This is a genomic window from Brevibacillus nitrificans (assembly GCF_003710965.1).
Lineage (GTDB): Bacteria > Bacillota > Bacilli > Brevibacillales > Brevibacillaceae > Brevibacillus > Brevibacillus centrosporus.
Map to the genome: position 1 here is coordinate 55,280 of NZ_RHHU01000001.1, position 19,283 is coordinate 74,562.

General features: G+C 49.7%; 20 protein-coding genes and 1 other annotated feature. All 20 genes read right to left on the bottom strand.

Annotated features, from left to right (window positions below; genetic code table 11):
- Positions 1–129: 129 nt before the first annotated feature.
- The gene (gene ileS / locus EDM59_RS00250; protein WP_122921805.1) at positions 130–2,913 is read right to left on the bottom strand and encodes an isoleucine--tRNA ligase; all 2,784 of its coding nucleotides are present in this window, start codon (positions 2,911–2,913) and stop codon (positions 130–132) included.
- Positions 2,914–2,961: 48 nt separating this feature from the next.
- Positions 2,962–3,210: a binding site (T-box leader), on the bottom strand.
- Between the two features lie 56 nt (positions 3,211–3,266).
- Entirely contained in the window at positions 3,267–3,752 is a 486-nt protein-coding gene (locus EDM59_RS00255) for a DivIVA domain-containing protein (RefSeq protein WP_122921918.1), read from the bottom strand.
- Positions 3,753–3,851: 99 nt separating this feature from the next.
- The gene (locus EDM59_RS00260; RefSeq protein WP_122921806.1) at positions 3,852–4,625 is read right to left on the bottom strand and encodes a YlmH family RNA-binding protein; all 774 of its coding nucleotides are present in this window, start codon (positions 4,623–4,625) and stop codon (positions 3,852–3,854) included.
- A gap of 26 nt (positions 4,626–4,651) precedes the next feature.
- On the bottom strand, positions 4,652–4,918 hold the full coding sequence (locus EDM59_RS00265) for a YggT family protein (protein ID WP_092267779.1): 267 nt from the start codon (positions 4,916–4,918) through the stop codon (positions 4,652–4,654).
- A gap of 30 nt (positions 4,919–4,948) precedes the next feature.
- Entirely contained in the window at positions 4,949–5,368 is a 420-nt protein-coding gene (locus EDM59_RS00270; protein ID WP_092267778.1) for a cell division protein SepF, read from the bottom strand.
- Between the two features lie 55 nt (positions 5,369–5,423).
- Entirely contained in the window at positions 5,424–6,119 is a 696-nt protein-coding gene (locus EDM59_RS00275; RefSeq protein WP_122921807.1) for a YggS family pyridoxal phosphate-dependent enzyme, read from the bottom strand.
- On the bottom strand, positions 6,116–6,964 hold the full coding sequence (gene pgeF / locus EDM59_RS00280) for a peptidoglycan editing factor PgeF (protein ID WP_122921808.1): 849 nt from the start codon (positions 6,962–6,964) through the stop codon (positions 6,116–6,118). Before pgeF ends, EDM59_RS00275 begins: the two co-directional genes overlap by 4 nt.
- 92 nt (positions 6,965–7,056) lie before the next feature.
- The gene (locus tag EDM59_RS00285) at positions 7,057–7,341 is read right to left on the bottom strand and encodes a YlmC/YmxH family sporulation protein (RefSeq protein WP_092267775.1); all 285 of its coding nucleotides are present in this window, start codon (positions 7,339–7,341) and stop codon (positions 7,057–7,059) included.
- Positions 7,342–7,497: 156 nt separating this feature from the next.
- Entirely contained in the window at positions 7,498–8,277 is a 780-nt protein-coding gene (sigG, locus tag EDM59_RS00290) for an RNA polymerase sporulation sigma factor SigG (protein ID WP_092267774.1), read from the bottom strand.
- Positions 8,278–8,423: 146 nt separating this feature from the next.
- A complete protein-coding gene (gene sigE / locus EDM59_RS00295; RefSeq protein ID WP_092267773.1) occupies positions 8,424–9,146 on the bottom strand; it encodes an RNA polymerase sporulation sigma factor SigE in 723 nt (240 codons plus the stop codon).
- A gap of 2 nt (positions 9,147–9,148) precedes the next feature.
- Positions 9,149–10,111 (bottom strand): sigma-E processing peptidase SpoIIGA, encoded by a 963-nt coding sequence (gene spoIIGA, locus EDM59_RS00300; protein ID WP_122921809.1) that lies wholly within the window; start codon positions 10,109–10,111, stop codon positions 9,149–9,151.
- A gap of 303 nt (positions 10,112–10,414) precedes the next feature.
- Positions 10,415–11,560 carry a cell division protein FtsZ gene (ftsZ, locus tag EDM59_RS00305; RefSeq protein ID WP_122921810.1) on the bottom strand — a complete coding sequence of 382 codons (1,146 nt, stop codon included), beginning with the start codon at positions 11,558–11,560 and terminating at the stop codon, positions 10,415–10,417.
- Between the two features lie 156 nt (positions 11,561–11,716).
- Positions 11,717–12,967, bottom strand: a complete 1,251-nt coding sequence (gene ftsA / locus EDM59_RS00310; RefSeq protein ID WP_122921811.1) for a cell division protein FtsA — start codon at positions 12,965–12,967, stop codon at positions 11,717–11,719.
- 139 nt (positions 12,968–13,106) lie between these two features.
- On the bottom strand, positions 13,107–13,454 hold the full coding sequence (locus tag EDM59_RS00315; RefSeq protein ID WP_092267769.1) for a small basic family protein: 348 nt from the start codon (positions 13,452–13,454) through the stop codon (positions 13,107–13,109).
- Between the two features lie 2 nt (positions 13,455–13,456).
- Positions 13,457–14,203 carry a DUF881 domain-containing protein gene (locus EDM59_RS00320; RefSeq protein WP_122921812.1) on the bottom strand — a complete coding sequence of 249 codons (747 nt, stop codon included), beginning with the start codon at positions 14,201–14,203 and terminating at the stop codon, positions 13,457–13,459.
- A gap of 19 nt (positions 14,204–14,222) precedes the next feature.
- Complete coding sequence (locus EDM59_RS00325) at positions 14,223–14,933, bottom strand: DUF881 domain-containing protein (protein ID WP_092267767.1); 711 nt, start codon at positions 14,931–14,933, stop codon at positions 14,223–14,225.
- A 31-nt stretch (positions 14,934–14,964) separates the two neighbouring features.
- The gene (locus EDM59_RS00330; protein WP_122921813.1) at positions 14,965–15,750 is read right to left on the bottom strand and encodes a cell division protein FtsQ/DivIB; all 786 of its coding nucleotides are present in this window, start codon (positions 15,748–15,750) and stop codon (positions 14,965–14,967) included.
- A gap of 147 nt (positions 15,751–15,897) precedes the next feature.
- The gene (gene murA, locus EDM59_RS00335) at positions 15,898–17,154 is read right to left on the bottom strand and encodes a UDP-N-acetylglucosamine 1-carboxyvinyltransferase (protein WP_092267765.1); all 1,257 of its coding nucleotides are present in this window, start codon (positions 17,152–17,154) and stop codon (positions 15,898–15,900) included.
- A 15-nt stretch (positions 17,155–17,169) separates the two neighbouring features.
- Positions 17,170–18,075 carry a UDP-N-acetylmuramate dehydrogenase gene (murB, locus tag EDM59_RS00340; protein WP_122921814.1) on the bottom strand — a complete coding sequence of 302 codons (906 nt, stop codon included), beginning with the start codon at positions 18,073–18,075 and terminating at the stop codon, positions 17,170–17,172.
- A gap of 103 nt (positions 18,076–18,178) precedes the next feature.
- Positions 18,179–19,282 carry an undecaprenyldiphospho-muramoylpentapeptide beta-N-acetylglucosaminyltransferase gene (gene murG / locus EDM59_RS00345; RefSeq protein ID WP_122921815.1) on the bottom strand — a complete coding sequence of 368 codons (1,104 nt, stop codon included), beginning with the start codon at positions 19,280–19,282 and terminating at the stop codon, positions 18,179–18,181.
- Position 19,283: the final 1 nt, after the last annotated feature.

A 19,283-nucleotide genomic window follows, 5' to 3' on the forward strand; every position in this document is an offset into this window, starting at 1 on the left:
GTAGTATGTCTTGGCTTGCACGGAATTAACCGATTTCAGCCCATCCCATAAGTTGACTGAAGACCTTGCTGAAATAAAAAAACCTGCCATTCCCTACAAGGAATGACAGGTCGAATCTTTTGGTATTCTTTATTCTCCAACGTGTGCGTAATGCTCCTCCACAATGCCCGCGCAGCGTCCGCAGATCGTTGGCAGGGATGGGTTTACACCCACATCGAGCTTCACGACGCGGCAGCGCTCGCATTTGACACCACTGGCTGCAGATACCACAGCGGCAATGCCTTCCAGCTGTGCTGCTTCAGCTGGTGCAGCAGTACCTTGTGGATGCAGTTCCACATCTGCCACGATGAACAAATCTGCCAGATCGTCCATCGCTGCCAAGGTTTTCGCCACTTCCTCTGTTTGTGGGTAGAGGGCCAGCTTTGCATCGACAGAGTTACCAAACACTTTGTTGCGACGCGCTTCTTCCATTGCTTTCAGCACTTCATCGCGGACGGTGAGGAAAGCGTCCCACTTGCTTTCGTCGTCAGCAGAGAAGCTCAAATGCTTTTCATCCGCTTCTGGCATGTCTGTCAGCTGCACACTCTTCTCATCCACGCCTGGAACAAAGCCCCATACTTCATCTGCTGTATGCGGCAGCAATGGTGCTACCAGCTTCACCAGATTCAGCAGGCAATCGTACATTACTGTTTGCGCAGCGCGGCGTTTGAGGCTATCCGGCGCTTCTACATAGAGACGATCTTTACAAATGTCCAGATAGAAAGCGGACAGATCGATTACGCAGAAATTGCGAACGGAATGGAATACCGTATGGAACTGGTACTCGTCATAGGCTTTGCGTACACGTTTGACCATTTTCGCTGCTTTTGCCAGAACATAGCGATCCAGTTCACCCAGCTGCTCATAAGCAACGCGATCTTTTGCCGGATCAAATCCATCCAGGTTTCCGAGCAGGAAGCGGAAGGTGTTGCGGATTTTGCGGTAAACCTCTGCGATCTGGCTCAAAATCGCATCGGAAATACGTTGGTCCGCTTGATAGTCGACAGATGCGACCCACAGGCGCAAAATATCGGCACCCAGACTGTTGATGACTTCTTGTGGAACGATGGTGTTCCCCAGGGACTTGGACATTTTGCGTCCTTCTCCATCCAGGGTAAATCCGTGGCTCAGCACGCCTTTATACGGTGCAGTGCCAAATACCGCAACACTCGTGGAAAGCGAAGAGTTGAACCATCCACGGTATTGGTCGGAGCCTTCCAGGTACAGATCAGCAGGCCAGCTGATGCCGCGCTCTTTCAGGACAGATACGTGGCTGGAACCAGAATCGAACCACACGTCCATGATGTCTGTTTCTTTGCGGAAGTCTTTGCAATCGCATTTTGTGCAAGACAGACCTTCTGGTACGAGCTCATTGGCTTCACGAGCAAACCAAACGGAAGAGCCTTCTTTGCGGAACAGGTCTGCAATATGATTGATCGTCGTATCGTTGATGATCGGCTCGTTGCAGGATTTGCAATAGAAGATCGGGATAGGAACTCCCCATACGCGTTGACGGGAGATGCACCAGTCTCCACGATCAGCGATCATGTTAGCCAGGCGGGTTTCACCCCAATGCGGAATCCACTTCACTTGTTTGATGGCTTCCAGCATTTGCTCGCGGAACCCGTCGATGGACGCGAACCATTGCTCAGTCGCACGGTAGATCACCGGCTTTTTCGTGCGCCAGTCATGCGGATAGGAGTGCGTAAAGAAGCTGAGCTTGAGCAGAGCGTTGTTTTCTTTCAGCTTTTCGGTGATCACTTTGTTTGCATCTTCGTAGAAGAGACCTTCAAAGCCCGGAGCTTCACTGGTCATTTTTCCTTCATGATCAACTGGGCAAAGCACGCCGAGGTTGTATTTTTGTCCGACGTTAAAGTCGTCTTCCCCGTGTCCTGGAGCGGTATGAACGCAACCGGTACCCGCATCGAGCGTTACATGCTCGCCCAAGATGAGTGGAGACGTACGGTCATAGATCGGATGCTGCGTCACGACACCTTCGAGGTCTTGGCCTTTGTGGGTGGAGAGCACTTCCGCGTTCTCCCAACCGATTTCCTTGCTCGCGTTTTCAATCAGTCCGCTCGCCACCAGGAATTTGCGGCCATCTGCTTTCACTACGCTGTACTCCAGTTCAGGGTGCAGCGTGATCGCCAGGTTTGCCGGAATGGTCCAAGGTGTAGTCGTCCAGATGACAACGCCTGTATCCGTATCCAGATGACCTTTGCCATCCACTACCTGGAAGCTGACGTAGATGGAAGGAGAGCGTTTGTCTTTGTATTCAATCTCTGCATCTGCCAAAGCGGTCTCGGAAGAAGGAGACCAATACACACAGCGCAGACCTTTGTAAATGTAGCCTTTTTTCGCCATTTCCCCAAACACGCGGATTTGGTTTGCTTCGTATTCAGGAAGCAGCGTTACATAAGGGTTTTCCCAATCGCCGCGAATTCCCAGACGTTTGAACTGATCGCGCTGCTTGTTGATGTAGGACCAAGCATACTCTTCACAGCGTTTGCGGAAGTCGTTTACTTCGATGCTGCGGCGATCCAGACCCTGTGCATTGACAATAGCCTGCTCGATTGGGAGTCCATGTGTATCCCAGCCTGGAATATACGGTGCATAAAAGCCCGCCATCGATTTGTAACGGACGATAAAGTCTTTGAGGATTTTATTGAGCGCATGTCCAATATGGATATCCCCGTTTGCATATGGAGGGCCATCATGCAAAACAAACGAAGGACGTCCAGCGGTACGTTCCTGTACAAGTTTGTAAATATCCATCTCTTCCCAGGCAGACTGCATTTGCGGCTCCCGGTTTGGCAAGTTGCCGCGCATCGGGAAGTCCGTTTTTGGCAGCGATAAGGTTTTGCTGAAATCCATGGCTACATTCACTCCTTAAAAATATAAAAAGCCTTCACTCATCCCCAAAAAAGGGACGAGAGAAGGCTCCCGTGGTACCACCCAGATTGAACGATCGTAATAAAAATCGTTCCACTTGTATCATTCGTAACGGGAATGACGCGCGCACTTACTCCCCTGCCTGTCATTTCCCTGGCAAGATTTCGGCTATTGAACTCCCGGGTGATTTTCTGTGGGTGCATCTCGTCAGGCTCTCACCTATCCCTGACTCGCTAGGCAGTGCAATGCTCACATACTCGTCCCGATCATCGTCGCTATCACTATGACAAAGTTGTTTTTCATTATAGTACCATCATCAACAGAACGTCAATGTTTTATTCAACAGCAACCGCTGAATCAGCATGCTCGATATCATCCCATGCTCCGTTTTCCAGCATTTCCAGCTGTGCTTCCAACAAAGTGCGAAAACGCATGCGGTAAACAGACGCACGTTTTTTCAATTCTTCGATTTCGATTGCGATTTTTCTAGACTTAGCCAAGGCTTCATTTACGATCCTGTCCGCATTTTTCTCCGCTTCCTTCAGGATCAGCTGTGCTTCCTTACGAGCATTCGACTTGACGTCTTCTGCTGTTTCTTGGGCAACCAGAATCGATTTGCTCAAGTTTTCTTCCAAGCTCTTATAATGATCCACACGCTCGTTAAGAATAGCGATGCGTTCTTCCATTTCTTTCTTTTCTTTAATCAGGAGTTCAAAATCCTTAATGACCTGATCCAAAAATTCATTTACTTCGTCAATGTTGTATCCGCGAAAGCCAGTACTGAATTCTTTATTGTGTATATCCAACGGCGTTAAAGGCACATGAACCCCCCACTTTTCCCGATAATCATAGCCAATTATTTCGACAGGATCAGCTGTATATCCTGCCGTATTTTGCAAATTTTTGTGGTCTCCTACAGCTTATGTGACCAGTCCCACAATCATGCGAATCCTGCCACTGCGAGTCGGGCCAGCTACTTCCAGTACTTTAAATCGTCCAAACCCTGCCATAGAGACCATATCGCCCGCCTTCAGCGCATGGGAAGGATCCTCGAGAACTTTCCAATTCACCTTTACTTTCCCACCCCGGATGGGAACCAATGCTTTCGCTCGGGACAAATGGTGTACTTCCCCAATGATCGCATCCAGTCGCGGGGATGGAACCGTGATTGTTTTCTCCGTAAACCGCGGCGCTGGCGGTGTGAAGTCTTCCCAGGAGACTCGTTCAAACTGCACAGAGGTCCTGTGAATCTGTGTCACCTGTGTGCAAACATAGTCGGCTACCTCTTCCGCGACAATCGCGTAGCTGCCTGCTGCATCTGTCAGCATGTCCCCGAACTTTTCCCGCTTCATCCCCGCATTGAGCAGCGCGCCCATCACATCGCGGTGCTCAAAGACGTGAAAGCGCTGATCCGCAACGATCCGCAGCAAAGTCAGACGATAGTCTTCCATCTCCACGGGCATGTAATCCGGGTGGATAATGACCCGCACCCGCTCTGCATCCTCATAGCCGCCATGAGGTGTTACAGAGACATCCTGTACCTGCGAGGAGAGACTTTGAAAGATTTGTACTTGCCGTGGATCCAGAAAATCAGTAAGGCGCATGGCCTGCTTCCGCTCTACCAGCGTCAGCATTTCCAGCGCCCGTTCTACAAAGGGACGTTCTTCTTTTCCAAAGTGATCAAATATGCTCATACATTCACACGCCTAAGCTATTTTCGTTAGTATGCAAGTTTTGTCAGGATCGAGAACAGTCCGTATGAAGCAAATCGCAAGGCGATCAAAGCCACAATCGGCGAAATGTCGATGAATCCCAGTGAAGGAATAAAGCGACGGAATGGAGCCAAATAGGGTTCAACCAATCGCTCCAGAAGCTGTCCAATTCCTGTCTCGCGCATTTGCGGTACCCAGGACATCAGGATGTACGCAATAATCATGTATTGATAAACCGTGAAAGCAAAATCCAAAATCGTCAGAAGGTAACCCATTCCCTCACCCTTTTTATCGTCGTTGGTTCCTTATTCTTCCATTACGCTGGAAATCGTGCCTTGAATGTCTACGTGGTCAGGCGTGCAAACAAAAATGGTGTCTCCCACTTTTTGAATATCGCCGTTCAACGCATAGACCGTTCCGCTTAAAAAGTCAATAATTCGTTTCGCTTGATCCTTTTCCACGCGGTGCAAATTCACCACGACAGGTCTGCGATGCCGAAGATTATCTGCGATGTCTTGTGCATCACTGTAGTGACGAGGCTCACAGAGGATCAAACGAATGCCCTCCTTTTCCCGTGCTTGAAAAGGAACCACGTTGTTCGCTCTGCTGGCAAGTTGCCGCTTATTGGAAGAATCGTGTTCCTCCTGCTCTTCTTCGATTGTTTCTTCGACGTACTCTTCGTTTTCCAATCCCAGGAACCCCATCAGCTTGTTCATTACACCCATGCCCTTTACTCCTCCTCTCTGCGCTGTTACCCAAATCGCAAGGCTGGTTTCCGATTTATGGCTTGACCAGTACGGAACCCAGTCGAATATATGTAGCTCCTTCTTCAATTGCCACTTCAAAATCACTTGACATGCCCATGGATAGCTCTTCCACATGTGCGTGAGGGAATGCCCATTCATTGATGCGATCTTTCCACTCATAGAGACCTCGGAAAACAGGTCGTGCGTCTTCCGTATTTTCGACAACAGGCGCCATGGTCATTAATCCAATGATCTTTATATGTCTCATATTACTGGTTTCGCGTAAAAAAGCCAATACATCATTGGGACTAAGCCCAAATTTTGTCTCTTCACCCGAAATATTCAGCTGTAAAAAACAAAATACGACTTGATTCAACGCTTCTCCGCGTTTATTCAGCTCTTCTGCCAAGGATAGACGATCCAAAGAGTGGATATACGGAAAACGTCCTACGACTTCTTTCGCTTTGTTCGTTTGCAAATGACCGATGAAATGCCAGGTGCCACGATCCCCATACTGCTCGTACTTCGGTACCCCATCCTGAACGCGGTTTTCCCCGATATGCTCGATTCCCGCATCAAGCAAATCGCGGATAGCTTCGGCATCGACGTATTTGGTGACCGCGATGATCTTCACTTCTTCCCGCTTCCGGTTCGCTCTGTCGCACGCAGCTTGAATTCTTTCTTCGATGGTCTGCATGCGTTGTTTTAGCAATTCCATATCCATGCTCATGACGTACTCCCTTCTCCCTTCATGCTTTTCCATCCGATAAACGAGGCCATCCGCCCTGTCGTTCCCGCTACTGGCGCTTCCTTGCGGTGTGAGAAAAACAGATCGGTACGGCAGCTTGTACACCAATCCGTTGCTGCGATATTCGTGGAGGACACGCCGGCCTCCAGCAGGATTTCCGTATTCAGCTTGCGCAAATCAAGCATAAAGCGCCCGTTTTCAGATGGTGTGACCGATCCTTCCCACCGCGACGTGCTTTCGCGGACTCGCTCCATGATTCTTTCATCCACCTCATAGCAGCAGCCGCCAATGGATGGTCCGATCGCAACCAGCAAATCCTCACGTTTGGTCTGATACTGTTTCTCCAGCGCCTTCACCATTTCCTCGGCAATACGTCCAACTGTTCCCTTCCAGCCTGCGTGAGCCAGCCCAATCGCTCCAGATGCAGGGTCAAGGAAAAACAACGGCACGCAATCCGCGTAGAAAGAAGCCAGCAGCACCTCAGTCTTTTCCGTGTACAGCCCATCCGTAGCCTGGATCACATTGTCGAGACTCTCTCTGCCTGCTCCTGCGGCCGTTACTTGGCAAACAAGATTGCCATGTACTTGATCCGCGCAGGTCCAGGTCTCGAAAGGAAGCTCAAGCTGTTCTGCGAGCATCTGCCGGTTTGCTACCACATGGGCAGGCTCATCTCCTACATGTAAACCCATATTAAAAGATCCATACGGTTGTTCACTTACCCCGCCCGTGCGAATCGTAAACCCCGCCACTAAACCGGGAAAGCGTTTTTCCCATTCCTGTAGATGCAACAACGGCTTTTCTCCAGCCATGACAAACGGTTCTCTCATGCTGTCACCTTCCTCATATGGCTTATCATACCATAAAACTTGACTCCGCCAAGGCTTGGCGGAGTCAAAGTCATGCCTATACACGCTTCCCTTTATTCCCTGAAATCCTCTCCACCTGAGGTTCTCGTATCTACTCGGAGCGTTTCTTCTACCCGCACGAGTACAACATCTTTACCGATTTTGACAATATTTCGCCATGGTATCACGAAATCGTTCCCCGATGAAAAAAAGCCTAGAAATTTACCCGGTCCCGGTACGACAATGGCCTCTACCCGTCCATGGCGCAAGTCAATTTCCAGATCGGAAATTTGCCCAAGCCGCTTCCCGTCCAAAATATTGACTACTTCTTTGGTCTGGAAGTCAGAGATTTTTACCATTCTCCCTCACCCACTTTTGATTCCGTTACTTGTAGTATATGAGTGGAGATGGGAATATGTCCTCTCTCTTCTGAAATCCTGTCGATTCGGTGTCCAAATGAAAAAAAACCCGAGCAGACGACGATGCGCCTCCGGGTTTCCTATATAAGATTGGCATTACGATTGCACGTGTTTTTGCATATGGGCGATTGCTGCTTTTTCCAGTCGAGACACCTGCGCTTGCGAGATCCCGATTTCCTCGGCCACTTCCATCTGGGTTTTTCCCTCGTAGAAGCGCATCGACAAAATCATCTTTTCCCTGTCACCTAAACGCTGCATGCCTTCCCGCAAAGCAATCTCTTCTACCCATGTCACGTCCTTGTTCTTTTCGTCGCTGATTTGATCCATGACGTAGATCGGGTCCCCACCGTCCTGATAAATCGGTTCGAACAAGGAAACAGGATCCTGAATCGCATCGAGAGCGAACACGACATCTTCCTTTGCTACGTTTAATTCCTGAGAGATTTCTGTAATGGTGGGCTCCCGCGAATGTTTGTTGGTCAGATTGTCGCGTACCTGCAGTGCCTTGTAAGCAATATCGCGCAAGGATCTGGACACGCGAATCGGATTGTTGTCCCGCAAATAGCGTCGGATCTCCCCAATGATCATTGGCACAGCGTACGTAGAAAACTTCACGTTTTGCCCAAGATCAAAGTTGTCAATGGCCTTCATCAATCCGATGCAGCCTACCTGAAACAGATCGTCAACATACTCTCCGCGGTTGTTGAAGCGCTGGATGACACTTAGTACCAGCCGCAGATTGCCATTGACCAGCTTTTCACGGGCTGCCAACTCGCCGCTCTGTAGACGCTCGAACAGCTCTCTCATCTCTTTGTTGGTCAGCACAGGAAGCTTGGAGGTATCTACCCCGCATATCTCTACCTTATTGCGCGTCACGTCTTTCCCTCCTCGAAGCAAGAAAAAAGTCCCTAACCCGGTTGTCTTGAAAGGCCGCGTACTGACGCGTAGCCGATCAGACAGTAGCAAAAGCTACCTCTGTTTCGGTTTAGGAACAGTATCTCCCTCGACTGGGAAAATATGCGTTAGACCATCTTGTTGAATTCTTTTCGCAACCGTTTTATAATTCGCTTTTCCAACCGGGAAATATAGGACTGCGAGATCCCCAATAGATCCGCGACATCCTTCTGCGTCTTCTCTTCTTCCCCTGCTAGCCCAAAGCGCAGCTCCATGATAATCCGTTCGCGCTCGGATAGCTTATCGAGTGCCTTTTTCAGGAGCTTGCGGTCGACCTGATCCTCGATATTTTTATAAATCGTGTCATTCTCAGTCCCCAATACATCAGAGAGCAAAAGCTCATTGCCATCCCAATCGATGTTGAGCGGCTCGTCAAACGACACCTCGGAGCGGATTTTATTATTCCGGCGCAAATACATCAAAATTTCGTTTTCGATACAGCGTGATGCATACGTCGCCAGCTTGATATTTTTGTCTGGATCAAAGGTATTCACCGCTTTAATCAAACCAATCGTACCGATGCTGACCAGGTCCTCGATATTGATTCCTGTGTTTTCAAACTTGCGTGCGATGTAGACAACCAGACGCAGGTTTCTCTCGATCAGCATTCCCCGCACAGCTGGATCCCCTGAAGGAAGGCGACCTAGCAAGATCTCCTCTTCTTCCCTGGTCAATGGTGGAGGCAAGGCTTCACTCCCGCCGATGTAATAGACTTCTTCAGCGCGTGCTCCAATCCATAGCAAAAAACGATACCAGGTCAATTGTAGTTGCAGGCGAAGTTTTACGTACATGATTAGCCCTCCTGTTCGAGAATAAAGGTCGATTCTTGAGAATAGGTCTCCATCATTGCGGGATGCACGATGGCCTGATAATGCCCGTCTGCGGCCAACGGAATAGGGTTGAGGCCGATCAGCACCTTGTGGGTCTCATAACGGGTACTGCCTTGCAAAACGATGACATGGTCTGGTTTCACCGCCAGTAAAAAGTCCATTCCTCGCGAGACGCTGCGATACGGAATCAGTCTGACTCGGGACTGCCACTCTACAGGAAGATCCTCCCAGGATCCGTCCAGCTTCTCCCACACTCCACCGTTATCATCGGTTTGTCGGAGAAGCGGCGGCGGAAGCAGATGTGCCAGCATACGACTTTCCATGATCATGACCGGTATTCGAGTGATCGGCTCGTGCAGCTGGTTGCCCGTATCTACGAGACCTCGACAGATCACTTTTTCTCCTGCCAGCGTCACGACGACATCGACGAGAAAGGCATTTAGCTTGCGCGGCTCTTGTATCGCCCGATAGCTCTTTCTCCCGATGAAGTACATCATGGCAAACCCAGCAAGGAGAATCAGCAATGTGGGCTTGAAACCGACGCCAAAGCCATCGTTGTGTGTCACGATCAGTCCATTCACGATTTCGTTTCGCGGGGCGAGAAAGTATTGGAGGCCGAAAACACCTCCGCCAAAAACAAAGGCGACAAAGTAAAAAATGATCAGGTTCTGGGTGAAGGTCAGCAGCCTTCTGTTACCGAAGGCAATCCAGAGCATGAGAATAGAAAAGAGCAGCTTGATCGACCACTGATACATCGAAGAAAACGCCGGGAAGAAAAAGAAGGCAAGATATGTACAGCCAAACAAGGAAGCGACGAGTATTCTCCACCAAACTACGCGTTCTTTTCGAAAATAAGCGGTGAACCATAGCAACAAGGTATCAATAGCCATGTTCAGGAGTAGAATGATATCAAGATACACAACCATCTGCTCTCTCACCCCCCGACACGTCGCGCTCTCTATGCCTCTTTCACTTGCCAGTAAATGCAGTATATATCAATGTGTATGTAAAGTCTGTCAATTCTTGACGATGTATTTTTGGATATTTTGTAGAAGATTTTTTTCAGTTTGACTCTACTATTTTTAAATATGGACAGATGTAACCAAACTAGAAACTTGGCTTCCCCAAGCTTTGTGGCAGAGCCTTAGTTGTACTCATGAATTCTTACTGCACAAAAAAAGACCTCGTTCCTCTCGTGGGAACAAGGTCTTCTCTATGCGGATTTTATCCTACTTTTTATTGCGACGGCGGTTGCGCAGGAAAGCTGGAATATCCAGATTGTCCAGATTGCTCATCGAGAAGAAGGACTTGTCATCCTCTTCCTCTTTCGGGCGAGCCGTGTTTGTGTTCGATACAGGGGTTGGGCGGTTACTTGCCGGATTTACCTGCTGCTGCGGGCGGCGAGGTATTTCCGGTCTTTGCGCGTGTTCAAAGCCTGTCGCGATCACTGTTACAACGAGTTCATTTTTCAGATCTTCGTTGATAACCGCACCAAAGATCATGTTTACATCAGGGTCAGCTGCAGAGGAAACGATATCCGCCGCTTCGTTGACTTCATACAGGCTCAGATTGGTACCGCCAGTGATGTTCATCAGAACACCGCGTGCACCATCAATCGACGTTTCCAAGAGAGGGCTGGAGATGGCACGACGCGCCGCTTCTGCCGCTCTGTTTTCGCCGCTGCCTACCCCGATACCCATCAGGGCAGAGCCACGCTCTGTCATAATCGTTTTGACGTCAGCGAAGTCAAGGTTGATCAGACCTGGAACAGCAATCAGGTCAGAGATCCCTTGTACACCTTGACGCAGGATGTTGTCTGCTTCACGGAATGCTTCTAGCATTGGCGTGTTTTTATCGACGATTTCCAGCAAGCGATCGTTTGGAATAACAATCAGTGTATCCACTTTCTCTTTCAAGGCCGCAATACCAGCTTCACCGTGCTGGGAACGCTTGCGACCCTCAAACGAAAATGGACGAGTAACGACACCAACTGTCAGAGCTCCCAATTCCTTTGCGATCTCTGCTACTACTGGCGCAGCACCCGTACCCGTACCTCCACCCATACCGGCTGTTACGAATACCATGTCTGCTCCACGCAGTGCATTTTCAATCAGATCGCGGCTCTCTTCTGCAGCTTTTTTCCCGATTTCCGGGTTAGCCCCTGCACCGAGACCACGTGTCAGCTTTTCACCGATTTGCAGTTTAATGTCAGCACTAGATAGTTGGAGTGCTTGTGCATCCGTATTCAGGGTAATGAATTCTACCCCTCTTACACCGCCTGCGATCATGCGGTTTACGGCGTTGCTGCCTCCGCCTCCACAACCAATGACCTTAATTCGCGCAAAGGATTCCAAATCCATATCAAATTCCAGCATATTGCTAGTCCTCCCCAATTCAACATAAGAAAGCTCCGTGTCTGCTTAAAAGGCCCTAGACAAACATTGTAACATTCCGTTGATTTTTACCACTTTTTTCGTAAAACGAAACATTCCAATATTCACCATCGTCAAGGTAAACAGCAGCAGCCGTTGTTAAATAAATTCACTGAACCAGTTTTTCACTTTTTCCATCAGACCGTTGCCATCTTTCGGCTTAGACACGGTTTGCTTCTGGGTGCCTTTGAAAGAGGGGGTCACACGGATGCTACGGCGCTCCATCAACTGCAAGGCATATTGAATCAAACCTACTCCAGTGGTGTAGGCAGGATCCCGTACTCCAATATAATCCGGAATGGCAATACGTACAGGTGCATCAAGCTCTTCCTTTGCCAGCTCCAACATGCCTGGCATCGCTACAGTGCCCCCTGTCAGTACATACCCACCTGCAATTTCGTCACGGAAGCCCAATTTGTAAACAGCATCCTCAACTAATTGGAAAATCTCAGCAGCACGCGGCTCAATAATGTTGGCCAAATCGACTTGCGTAAACTGCTTCTCCACATCGCTGCCAATCCTGTTTACTTTGAACTTCACATCTTCTGATGCTTCGTCGATCAATGCACAGCCGTTTTTCGTTTTCACGCGATCTGCAACGTCTGTATGGGTGCGAAGTCCCAGCGAGATGTCGCTGGTGATGTGGTCGCCACCGATGCCGATTACGGTGGTAGCTGCCAATTTTCCTTGCTCAAATACACCGATCGTGGTAGAACCCGCACCGATGTCGACTAAAACGACACCCATGTTTTTGTCATCCTTGGAAAGAGCGACAGTACTGGCCGCAAGCGGTTGCAAGAAAATTCCAGCAACTCGCAGATTCGTCCTCTGGGCGCAACGAACAATGTTATGTACAACCGTTTTCAAACCGGTCACAATGGTTCCTTCCATTTCCAACCGGACGCCAATCATTCCTCGTGGGTCTTTTATACTACCCTGTCCATCGACAATATACTCTTTGGGAACGACCTCGATAATTTCACGGTCCGGCGGGATGGCAACAACCTTTGCTGCTTGAATAACGCGTTGGATGTCTTCTTCTCGTATCTCACGGTCTTCGCTGGATACAGCGACAACCCCTTGTGTTTCATGCAGCTCAATATGATTCCCAGTGATACCGACATACACTTCTTCGATCGAAACGCCAACCATGCGCTCTGCATGGTCTACCGCTTCCCGGATGGCATGCACGGTTTGGTCGATGTCGACAATCACGCCCTTTTTAATGCCCTCTGAGTGCGATTGGCCGACGCCGATGATGTTGATGGAACCATTGTTGATTTCGCCGATCATTACGCGTACTTTGGATGTTCCAATATCTAGGCTGACGATGAGTTCGTTGCTTACCAAACCTGTGACACCTCCCCTGCTACGACTTTTATTTTGCTAAAGTGAGAACACCTGCATAAATTATTCCACACAGGACAACCATTCCCTTTTTTTCATCTTTAATTTTTGTAAAAATATGACCATCTTCCCATCTTTTGATCTAGTCCTGTTGATTTATCCAACGGGATAGAACAATCCTCCTAATAACTGCTAGATTATTGAACAAGCGTACGCCAAATGCAACGATCGCTGCCAAGTAAAGGTCAATCCCCAAAAATCCGCCGATAAAAGCGAGACCGGCCGCGAAGAGCGTATTGAAAAAGAATCCGGACAAGAAAATCCGAACATTAAATGTACGCTCCAGAAACGAACGAATCCCACCAAAGATTGTATCCAATCCGGCCAATAAGGCAATGGAAAGATAGCTGCTATATTCCTGGGGCACACGCCAATCCAGCAAGAAGCCGACAGCGAGACCGACAATCAGTCCGATAAGCGGGAGCCACATGGTTACGAATCTCCTTTTTCTTTTACAGGTTTCATATATTGGATGGTGCGGGTTTCATTATTGGCAGAAATCATAAGCTTGTCCATTTTTTCCGCGAGCACTTTCTTGTTTGCGAGCTGGAAGTTTTCTTCGACTCCCTCCAACTTCAGGGCGGACAGAAGAACTTCCGGGTCTCCCAAGGCTTTCAGCTCGTATGGGGGCTGAATCGTGCGCGTATCGATCTGGATGGTGTCCCCGACATTGCGTATGGCAGTCGTGGAAATCAGCCGATGATCGTTGATGGAAATGGCCTGTGCACCGTTGGCGAACAAAATATTGACCAGCCACCGTAAATCTTCGTCATCGATCGTGTACTCCCCAACGACAGGTGCTGTCATGTTTTCATCCAGGATCGGTTCCTCCGGTATTTGGGCATCGACTACTTTCAGTACGACACCTTCTCCCTCTACGGCTACCATCCCTGCCATTCTGCGGTTGCGAGCCAGTTCCTCTTTCATGACGGAGATACTTTCATCCTCACTTAACGAGGTTTCGTACTGGTAGTACAGCTGATTGTACTTGGAGATGTCAGCCAGAAGGTTTTTATGCTTTTCTAGTTCCTTTTGCAGGGTCGTACGCAGCTCAGCAATACTGCGTGACTCTTTGTGAACGGGATGCAGACTGCTTCTGAGCTGTACTGTCAACATCACACCTATGATAGCACTAATAATGGCAAGAATAAACGTGATTTTACGGCTTTTTTGTAACATAGGTAAACGCATCCTTCACCTAGGAGTGTTTGGTTTTGGCGTCACCTACAAAAGCAGGCAACTGAACGCGGTCTTTCTTTGCAACATCGATCTGGACAAAATCCTGCAGGGAATGTAGCACGCCGCCCGGCAGATTCAATGCACTCTCCATGATCGACGGATCTCCGATGGCGGTTACGACGAAAGGAGCAGCCGACTTGATCCCGTTTACAATGATCGTTGGTCCTACACAGCGAATGGATGAATTGCTGACCAAGCGCTGACCGTTAATGCTGATTGCTTCCGCTCCAGCTGCACGCAGCTCGTTTACAACCAGCCGGACATCCTGCTCATGGACGATGTAGTTGGCGATATCTGCATTGCTCGCCGCATTTTGGCTATCCTGCATCGTGATGACCAGGCCCGGACCTTCTACTGCCACTACACCTGCCAGCATACGTGCCGCTTCCAGCTGACTTAAGGCATCCGCCGCTTCCGATTTGCGTTCTGCCATGGCCTCCTCCACTTTTCCTACCTGGCGCTGCAGATCGATCAGTTGGTCTTCCAAATGTCTGTTTTGCTCTTTTTCCGATAAGATCCGGTCATTGAGCTGCGTCTCCTGTTGGAACAGCTGGTCGTTGTAGCGCTCTTTGCGCGTCAGCTTCGTGGTCTCGATCGAGGTTGCCACCAGAAACCCGGTACAGCACGTCACGACGGTTAAATAGAGATGAAATTTGCGACGTCGACTCATGGTTTTCCTTCCCCTTTATCCTTTACTGCGGCTATTGAGACTGTTCGGTTGTATTTTGAAGTGGAACCGCTTCGTTCGCTGCTCCATAAGGCACAAACCACGGCTGTTCAAAGAGGGACAGAACACCTTTTGTATCCTTAGGAAGCTCCTTGACGATCGACGGGTACCAGTTCAGCATCTTGTCCAATTTGTACACAACGCTGCGCACTTCGTTGCCATCCCGCATAAACAGGGTTACCCGCTGCTTGTCATAAATCGTTGGTGTCAGCGTGATGTCCGAGATCTCGCCCAAAACGGACGGGTTTAGCTTGGATAAAGACTTTGCAAGGTTGGGCAGCAGCTCCGGTGATGCCCATGAGCTGATCAGAGGCCTGTCCACTACGCGATTGGCAAAGTTGACCTTCTTTAGCACCATGCCGTTTTCCAGCAACGGATAGCGCGTGCCGTCTTGTCCGCTCCAAAATGCTACCCTTTTCTGCTCGGTTACATGCAGGGCGATGACACCCGGGAACGAGCGGCTGACAGTGACTTCCTTAATGCCCTCGAGCGGCTGCAAGTTTTTTTGTACACTGCCCTCCCATACATTCAGAAACTGCATATCCTTCTTCAAGCCAGATTGATTGATAATCTGTTCCGCGGGATAGATGTCGTTGCCGAACACCTGAATTTCCTGCACTTTGCTGTATGGTGAGCGAATGAATACAATGATGAGTACAATGAGAAAAAACAGCACGAGCAGAAAGACCAGTTTGCGGTTTCCCCTTCGCTTGGGGCGTTGCTGCTTGACTTGCGGAATGCGTTCCTCGTATACCGCCATGACCCTATCCTTTCTCCATCCATGTGCAGGACTTTTCACCTGCCGGAATAGTTGGATCACAATAGAAATAATTGGATCAGATTGGAATATATGTAATGATACAAAACAGGGAAAGCGGCATAGCACTATGCCGCTTCGCTCCTTCGGTTATACCGACACTCGCGATATGTTCGCACCCAGCTGCTTCAGCTGTTGCTCTAACCGCTCATAGCCCCTGTCGATATGATGAATCTGGTTTACGGTTGTCGTTCCTTCTGCAGCAAGCCCAGCGAGTACCAACGCTGCACCTGCTCGAAGATCTGTCGCTTCCACGCTGGTCGCCGTCAGCTTATTCACGCCGCGGATAATCGCCGATCCCAGATCCACGTATATGGAGGCGCCCATCCGCGCCAATTCATTCACATGTTTGAATCTTGCCTCAAAGATCGTCTCTTTGATAACACTCGTACCTCTAGCCTGTGACAAAAACACCATCAACTGCGCCTGTAAATCGGTCGGAAATCCCGGAAAAGGCGAGGTGATAATCCGGTCATAGGCGCGCGGGCGCGATGTACTTTTGATTTCCATTATATCATGGCGGGTCTTGATTTCAACACCGCAGCTACGGGCCACTTCAATCAATGCCGTGAGATGCTCCGGCAGGGTATTGGTCAATTCCACATGCCCCTGCGCCACCCCGACCGCAAGCAGGAATGTCCCCGTCACGATCCGGTCTGGAATGATGCGATAGCTGACCGAGCGTAATTTCGGTACACCGGTAATCTCGATCGTGTCCGTACCCGCTCCCCGAATTCGCGCGCCCATCGCATTCAAAAAGTTTTGCAAATCAATGATTTCCGGTTCTCTCGCTGCATTGCAGATGCGTGTCGTGCCCTTTGCCAACACTGCCGCCATCATGATATTTTCGGTCGCACCCACACTGGGAAAGGAGAGAAAGATATTGGTCCCGCGTAATTGCTTCGCGCGAAACGTAATATAGCCTTCGGATTCTTCCATTTTGGCTCCCAGCGCCGTTAACCCGGATAAATGCAAGTCAATCCTGCGTTCCCCGATATCACATCCACCCGGTCTGGAAATCGTAACTTCACCCAGTCTAGCTAGCAGAGGACCTGCCAGAAAGATGGAGGATCGCATCTGGCTCATCAAGTTATCTGGGATATGTGGAACACAGACAGATGTTGTATCCAGATCCACACACCCATCCTGATACTTCGTTTTGGCCCCCAGCGAGTCTAGGATTTCCAGCATCACTTTGATATCTTTCAAAAAGGGGACGTCATAGATATAAAATTGCCCTTCCGCTAATATGGCCGCAGCAAGTATGGGAAGAGCAGCATTCTTAGCACCTTGGATCCGAAGCGAACCGGACAGAGGTTTTCCGCCTTCGATCGCAAAAGTCTCCAAACTTTCACCTCCGTGTTACCCCTCGCCCACCACCAGGACTTCCGGATGCAGATCAATCCCATACTTGCTCTGGATCGTGCTCCGAATGTAATCGATCAAGGTGAGGACGTCGGTAGCCGTGGCCCCTCCACAATTGACGATGAAATTCGAGTGTTTTTCCGAAACTTGAGCTCCTCCGATTTGGTAGCCTTTCAGCCCGGCCGCCTCGATCAACCGACCTGCATGATCACCTGGCGGATTGCGAAACACACTTCCGGCACACGGCATTTGCAAAGGCTGTGTCAATCGACGCCGCTCCTTGTTCGCAGCCAGCGTAGCCGCAATCTCTTTGCGATCACCGGGTTGCAAGCGAAACCGCGCCTCTACCACAATCCCTTTTCTCTGTTGCAAAAGAGAAGTCCGATAGCTGAAGCTCAATTCTTCGTTCGTCAACACTTTTCTTTCACCGTTTTCAAAGAGGATTTCGGCATCAATAAGAATACGTGAAAGATCAGATCCGTGTGCACCTGCATTCATGTAGACGGCACCGCCTACGGTACCAGGAATTCCTCCTGCAAACTCCATCCCTGTCAAACCCATCTTACCCGTTTCCATCGCTAGGCGGATCATGGAATATCCGGCACCCACACACACCTCTTCGCCCCTGAATTCGCAGTGACTCAAACCCTCAGCCACTTTGAGCACGGCACCGCGTATACCTCTGTCCCTCACCAGAAGGTTGGAGCCGCGCCCGATTACACTCCAAGGAATTTCATGTCGATGGATAATCTGGAAAGCTGCCTGCAAGGAGTCTTTGTCCTTCGGCTGGATTAACAAGTCAGCAGGACCCCCGATCCGCCAAGTCGTATGATTGGCGAGAGGTTCATTGGTCCACACTTTTTCGATTCCTGCCTGCAATAGCTCTTCTGCGATTTGTTTCATCTGTGAACCTCCTGATACACATGCTAGGTCGGACCTAGTTCTTATCACGTGTTTGCTCCATACTATGCGATCGCCCAGATCGGCGTGACAATCGCCCATCTGATCATTTTTTGCTAGCCAATGCACGCAGCTGTGCGACGATATCTGTGGCTGCTTTTGGCATTCCCAGGGACAAGGAGCACTCGCGCATCTGCTCCCATTTTGGCTGGTCGTTCAACAGATCTGCCAACGATTTCAGCAAGCTTTCTCCCGTCAAATCCCGTTCGACAATGACCTCTGCCGCACCTGCACGCTCCAATCCGCGCGCATTTTTTTCCTGGTGGTTATTGGTCACGTACGGGGACGGAATAAGAATAGAAGGGACGCCCAAGGCTGTCACTTCTGCCAAAGTCGATGCGCCTGCACGTCCTACGAGCACATGCGTCGCCGCCAAAACATCCGGCATATTGTGGACGAATGGAAGCACGGAAAGGTTGCCAGGAAGATTTCCCATTTCCCCTAGGGATGCAGAGATTTTTTCGAAGTGAATATCCCCCGTTACATAGACAAAATGGGTATCGGGAAACATGGACAGTTGATTTACCATGGAGAGCACCGCTTCGTTGATCGCCCGTGCCCCACGGCTTCCACCAAAGATCAGCACGATCTTTTTGCTGGCATCTACACCAATGAATTTGCGTCCTGCTTCCGCATTTCCATGCATGACCTCTGTCGCTCGCGGGTTCCCTGTCAGTACCGTTTTGGCTTGCGGGAAAAAGGACAGCGACTCGGAAAACGATACCGCGATCTTGCTTACGGAACGCGAGAGAAACTTATTCGTAAGACCTGGGACCACGTTTTGTTCATGAATGAGTGTAGGGATTCCCAGTTTGGCTGCCGCATAAACGACAGGACCACATACATAGCCGCCCGTACCTATGACCACATCCGGCTTGAATTCCCGCAGCATGCGTTTGGCATCTGCGACCGCCCGGATAAATTTCCAAATGGTCTTGATATTGTCGAAGCTGAGCTTTCTTTTCAAGCCACTGATTTCAACGGATTGAAAAGGAATCTCCGTCCGTGGTACCAGCTGCGCTTCCAAACCGTGTTTACTGCCAATATACAAAAAGGCAGCCTGCGGATATTGGCGGGAAACTTCCCTCGCCACCGCAAGCGCCGGATAAATATGTCCACCTGTGCCACCGCCTGTTAGGACGACGCGCATA

What these genes read in the sequence shown, in the direction of transcription:
- ileS (WP_122921805.1), bottom strand. Translation starts at nt 2,913, where the DNA reads ATGGATTTCAGCAAAACCTTATCGCTGCCAAAAACGGACTTCCCGATG.
- EDM59_RS00260 (WP_122921806.1), bottom strand. Translation starts at nt 4,625, where the DNA reads ATGAGCATATTTGATCACTTTGGAAAAGAAGAACGTCCCTTTGTAGAA.
- EDM59_RS00265 (WP_092267779.1), bottom strand. Translation starts at nt 4,918, where the DNA reads ATGGGTTACCTTCTGACGATTTTGGATTTTGCTTTCACGGTTTATCAA.
- EDM59_RS00270 (WP_092267778.1), bottom strand. Translation starts at nt 5,368, where the DNA reads ATGGGTGTAATGAACAAGCTGATGGGGTTCCTGGGATTGGAAAACGAA.
- EDM59_RS00275 (WP_122921807.1), bottom strand. Translation starts at nt 6,119, where the DNA reads ATGAGCATGGATATGGAATTGCTAAAACAACGCATGCAGACCATCGAA.
- pgeF (WP_122921808.1), bottom strand. Translation starts at nt 6,964, where the DNA reads ATGAGAGAACCGTTTGTCATGGCTGGAGAAAAGCCGTTGTTGCATCTA.
- EDM59_RS00285 (WP_092267775.1), bottom strand. Translation starts at nt 7,341, where the DNA reads ATGGTAAAAATCTCTGACTTCCAGACCAAAGAAGTAGTCAATATTTTG.
- sigE (WP_092267773.1), bottom strand. Translation starts at nt 9,146, where the DNA reads ATGTACGTAAAACTTCGCCTGCAACTACAATTGACCTGGTATCGTTTT.
- spoIIGA (WP_122921809.1), bottom strand. Translation starts at nt 10,111, where the DNA reads ATGGTTGTGTATCTTGATATCATTCTACTCCTGAACATGGCTATTGAT.
- ftsZ (WP_122921810.1), bottom strand. Translation starts at nt 11,560, where the DNA reads ATGCTGGAATTTGATATGGATTTGGAATCCTTTGCGCGAATTAAGGTC.
- EDM59_RS00315 (WP_092267769.1), bottom strand. Translation starts at nt 13,454, where the DNA reads ATGTGGCTCCCGCTTATCGGACTGATTGTCGGTCTCGCTGTCGGCTTC.
- EDM59_RS00320 (WP_122921812.1), bottom strand. Translation starts at nt 14,203, where the DNA reads ATGTTACAAAAAAGCCGTAAAATCACGTTTATTCTTGCCATTATTAGT.
- EDM59_RS00325 (WP_092267767.1), bottom strand. Translation starts at nt 14,933, where the DNA reads ATGAGTCGACGTCGCAAATTTCATCTCTATTTAACCGTCGTGACGTGC.
- EDM59_RS00330 (WP_122921813.1), bottom strand. Translation starts at nt 15,750, where the DNA reads ATGGCGGTATACGAGGAACGCATTCCGCAAGTCAAGCAGCAACGCCCC.
- murB (WP_122921814.1), bottom strand. Translation starts at nt 18,075, where the DNA reads ATGAAACAAATCGCAGAAGAGCTATTGCAGGCAGGAATCGAAAAAGTG.
- murG (WP_122921815.1), bottom strand. Translation starts at nt 19,282, where the DNA reads ATGCGCGTCGTCCTAACAGGCGGTGGCACAGGTGGACATATTTATCCG.